The 4048-nt window shown below is 55.5% G+C and carries 2 protein-coding genes; both read right to left on the reverse strand.

Annotated features, from left to right (window positions below; all coding sequences use genetic code 11):
- The coding region (locus tag H8Q75_RS10275; protein ID WP_297041482.1) for a phosphodiester glycosidase family protein at nucleotides 1-1146 on the reverse strand (1146 nt) is incomplete at its 3' end.
- A 151-nt stretch (nucleotides 1147-1297) separates the two neighbouring features.
- A partial coding sequence (secA, locus tag H8Q75_RS10280; protein WP_297041480.1) for a preprotein translocase subunit SecA occupies nucleotides 1298-4048 on the reverse strand: 2751 nt, incomplete at its 5' end.

Raw genomic sequence — 4048 nt, forward strand, 5'->3', positions numbered from 1 at the left:
CACCGTAATCACCACTTCACTGCCCGTTTTCCCTTGGTAGCTCGCGCCCCAACTGGGGGTATAGAGGGCAAGACCGGCTTGGACATACCCAGAATTGAACGTGACAATGGGCACTGTGCCCGTCGGCGTCCTCACCCGCTGCTGCACACTGAGGCGACCCACAACAATCTGGCCGCGATCGTCCCAGCCAATGGCACCGCGATTGAGAATCGGGCCAGAGAGCCAGTGACCCTCACTGCGAATTGCCCCCAAGGGAGCTTGGCGATCGCGATTAAAGAACCCGCCATTAATTGCTGCGGCTGCCTGCCAGCGTTGGGCCAGTTCGGGCAGCGTTGCTAAGCCCACCAAAGTTGTGGGGGTTATTCCAAGGGGACGCAGACGCAGCCCCGGCTGTCGGGGATTGATGATGAGCAGATCCACAGGGAACTGACGAGTGCCCAGGATGACCGTTTGCTGTTGCCAGCGCAGTCCCGGTGCCCATTGAATTGTGCGGGGGGGTGGCGCATCAGTGCGAAAATCAATCACCAGCCGCGGTGGATTGAGCAGCATTGAGGCCACTGGGCGAACTGTGCCGGGAATTTGGGTCTCCAATACTGTGCGATCCGGGGTAGCCGTAACTTTGACATTGGGGAGCGTGGCCAATTCTCCTGTGGCTTCAATCGTGAGACTGAGATCCCGAGGCGTCAAAGCGGTGCGGCTAAAGGTGAGGCGATTGATCTGCCAAGGGGTGGGGCGGTCCAATTCAAAGACCCAGCGATCGCCCCAAGGTTGTCGTCCCTGCCGCCAACTGAGAATTCGGGCGGGGGGTGTGCTGATCTGGAGCGTATTGCCTTGGGGTTGCACCCGCCACTGATGTTGCTCAATCCAGGGCGTAATGTCTAGGTAGCGATACATGCCATTGGCGCTAAAGCGCACAGCCAAAGGACTAAATTGGTGCTGAAACCATGCCACTGGCTGCTGAAAGGGATCTGTGGTACTGCCAAGAAGAACACCAAAGCGCTGGGCCAGACCCCCATCACTAATGCCGGTGCGCAGTTGATTTTGGGCATCGCGCCACTGCTGCCAAGCCACCGGGTAGTCGCGGCCATTTAAGTTCAGGCGATCGCCCTGAATCTCTTGGGCAAAGACAATGTTGGCGCTCGCCATCGCCACCGTCAGTGCATTCCCAAAAACTAAATAAGCTGACCGTGCAAGCACACTTGAACCAATCCATCCATACTGAGACTACGCCAGTATAGTTGACGCCGCCGCCTTAAAGATGGCTCCAATGGTCAGACTGGGTTTTGGGAAAACGGGACTATCCCTGATCTGAGGATGAGGAGACCTGCTCTGGGGGCGGTGCCACTTGGGGCTGGAATTGGAACAGGGAGTACACGACATTGCGGCGAATCATCACCATCATGTCCAAGAACAGTTCATAGCCCTCCCGTTTATACTCCACTAAGGGATCCTCTTGACCATAGCCCCGTAGGCCGACGGACTCCCGCAGGGCATCCATCTGTTGCAGGTGCTCCCGCCACAGCAGGTCAATTTGCTGCAGAATAAAGAACCGTTCTGCCTGCCGCATCAAGCCCGGTTGAATGGCCTCAATTTGCGCTTCCTTTTGCTCATAGGCAGTGCGCACTTGCTCATGCAAAAAGGCCTGCATCTCCGGTACGCTTAGGTGCGCCAGATGCTCAGGGCGCAGGTCCGCAAGTAAATGAACAAATTCCTGCACCTTGGCTACTAAACCTTCCAAATCCCATTCCTCCGGCGGTAGATCGGGATTGACATAGGCAGCAATAATGTCATCCATGGTTTTTTCGGCATACTCTAGCACCCGATCCTTGAGGTCTTCCCCTTCGAGGACTCGCCGCCGCTCAGCATAGATGGCGCGCCGCTGGTTATTCATCACCTCGTCGTATTCAAAAACTTGCTTGCGGATGTCGTAGTAGTAGGTTTCCACCTTGCGCTGGGCATTTTCCAGACTGCGAGTCAGCAGCGGCGACTCAATTGGCATATCTTCATCAATGCGCATGGCGTTCATAATACTGGCAATGCGATCGCCCCCAAAAATTCGCAGCAGGTTATCCTCCAAGCTTAGGAAAAAGCGCGTTGATCCGGGGTCGCCTTGACGTCCGGCCCGTCCCCGCAACTGATTATCAATCCGCCGCGACTCATGGCGTTCTGTACCAATCACATGCAAGCCACCGAGGGCCACCACCTCTTCGTGTTCTTGCTTGGTAACCACCTCATATTCTTCGCGGATGCGGTTAAAGGCATCCCGCAGGGCTTGAATCACAGGGTCTTGGGTCGGTGCTTTCTCCGAGGCGATCGCCAGCATGTCCTCTGCCTGCAACTCCGGCAGACTGCGCTCACCATAGGTCTTGACTGCTACCTCCACCGCCTGGCGCAGCAGCTTTTCTGCATCCTTGCTAATTTCGCAGGGGAAAAGTCCTGGTGAGGCCTTCCAATTTTTCTGCGGCCCTTGACTGAATCCTTGACCACCGCCGCGATCCATTTTTAGTCCCAACAGCATCATCGGGTCATCACTGGGGGGCATGACAATGCGGGGCATCAAATACTCCCGCACCTTGAGGCGAGCCATGTAGTCGGCATTGCCACCCAGAATAATGTCTGTTCCTCGGCCTGCCATGTTGGTTGAGATCGTCACTGCTCCCTTGCGGCCGGCTTGGGCAATGATCTCCGCCTCCCGCTCCACATTTTCGGGCTTGGCATTCAAAAGGTTGTGGGGAATTTCCAACTCCCGCAGCAGTTGGGACAATAGCTCTGACTTTTCAACACTGGTGGTTCCCACGAGCACTGGCCGACCCGTAGCGTGCACCTCAGCACATTCAGAGGCCACTGCCAGCCACTTAGCCCGCTCGGTTTTATAGACCACATCGGGAAAGTCCCGCCGCTGACTGGGGCGATTGGTGGGCACCACCGTCACTTCTAGCTTGTAAATTTTCTCGAATTCCGCCTCTTCGGTTTTGGCTGTCCCCGTCATCCCCGCCAACTTGGGATAAAGCAGAAAGAGATTTTGGTAAGTAATTGTGGCCAGGGTTTGGGACTCATTTTGAATTTCCAGGCCTTCTTTGGCTTCGATCGCCTGATGCAAGCCATCACTCCAGCGGCGACCCACCATGACCCGTCCAGTGAATTCATCCACAATCACCACTTCACCATTGCGGACAATGTAGTTCACATCCCGCTGGAAGAGTTCCTTAGCCTTGATGGCATTAAAGATGTAGTGCGCCCAGGGGTCTTGGGGGTCATAGAGATCGCTCACCCCCAACAACTTCTCCGCCTCAATAAACCCCTCATCAGTCATCAGCACATTGCGAGCTTTTTCATCCACCTCATAGTGTTCGTCTTTTTTCAGGAGCCGAGCGACCTCAGCGGCCTTGAAGTACTTCTCGGTCGGACGCTCCACTTGACCCGAAATAATTAGGGGGGTGCGGGCTTCGTCAATAAGTACCGAATCCACCTCGTCAATAATGCAGTAGTTGAAGGGGCGCTGCACCACCTCAGCCATGGACGTGGCCATATTGTCCCGCAGGTAGTCAAAGCCAATTTCACTGTTGGTGGCATAGGTAATATCGCAGGCATAGCTTTTCTGTCGCTCTTGGGGTGCCATTTGCTGCTGAATTAGCCCGACCGTCAGACCCAAAAAGCGATGCACCTGCCCCATCCATTCCGCATCCCGCCGTGCCAGATAGTCGTTGACCGTAACAATATGTACCCCCTTACCCGTGAGGGCGTTCAAGTAGGCTGGGAGCGTGGCCACGAGGGTTTTGCCTTCGCCGGTTTTCATTTCGGCAATCTGGCCATCGTGGAGAATCATGCCACCGATGAGCTGGACATCAAAATGGCGCATCCCCAGTACCCGTCGTGAGGCTTCGCGTACCACAGCAAAGGCCTCTGGCAGCAAATCATCTAGGGTCTCGCCATTGTCGAGTCGCTGCCGAAACTCAGCCGTTTTCGCCTGTAGCTCACTATCACTCAGGGGCTGAATTTGCTCCTCCAGCAGGTTGATCTCGACCACAAGGGGTTGATACTTCTTAAC

This window comes from Thermosynechococcus sp. OHK43, assembly GCF_014466085.1.
Classification (GTDB): domain Bacteria; phylum Cyanobacteriota; class Cyanobacteriia; order Thermosynechococcales; family Thermosynechococcaceae; genus Thermosynechococcus.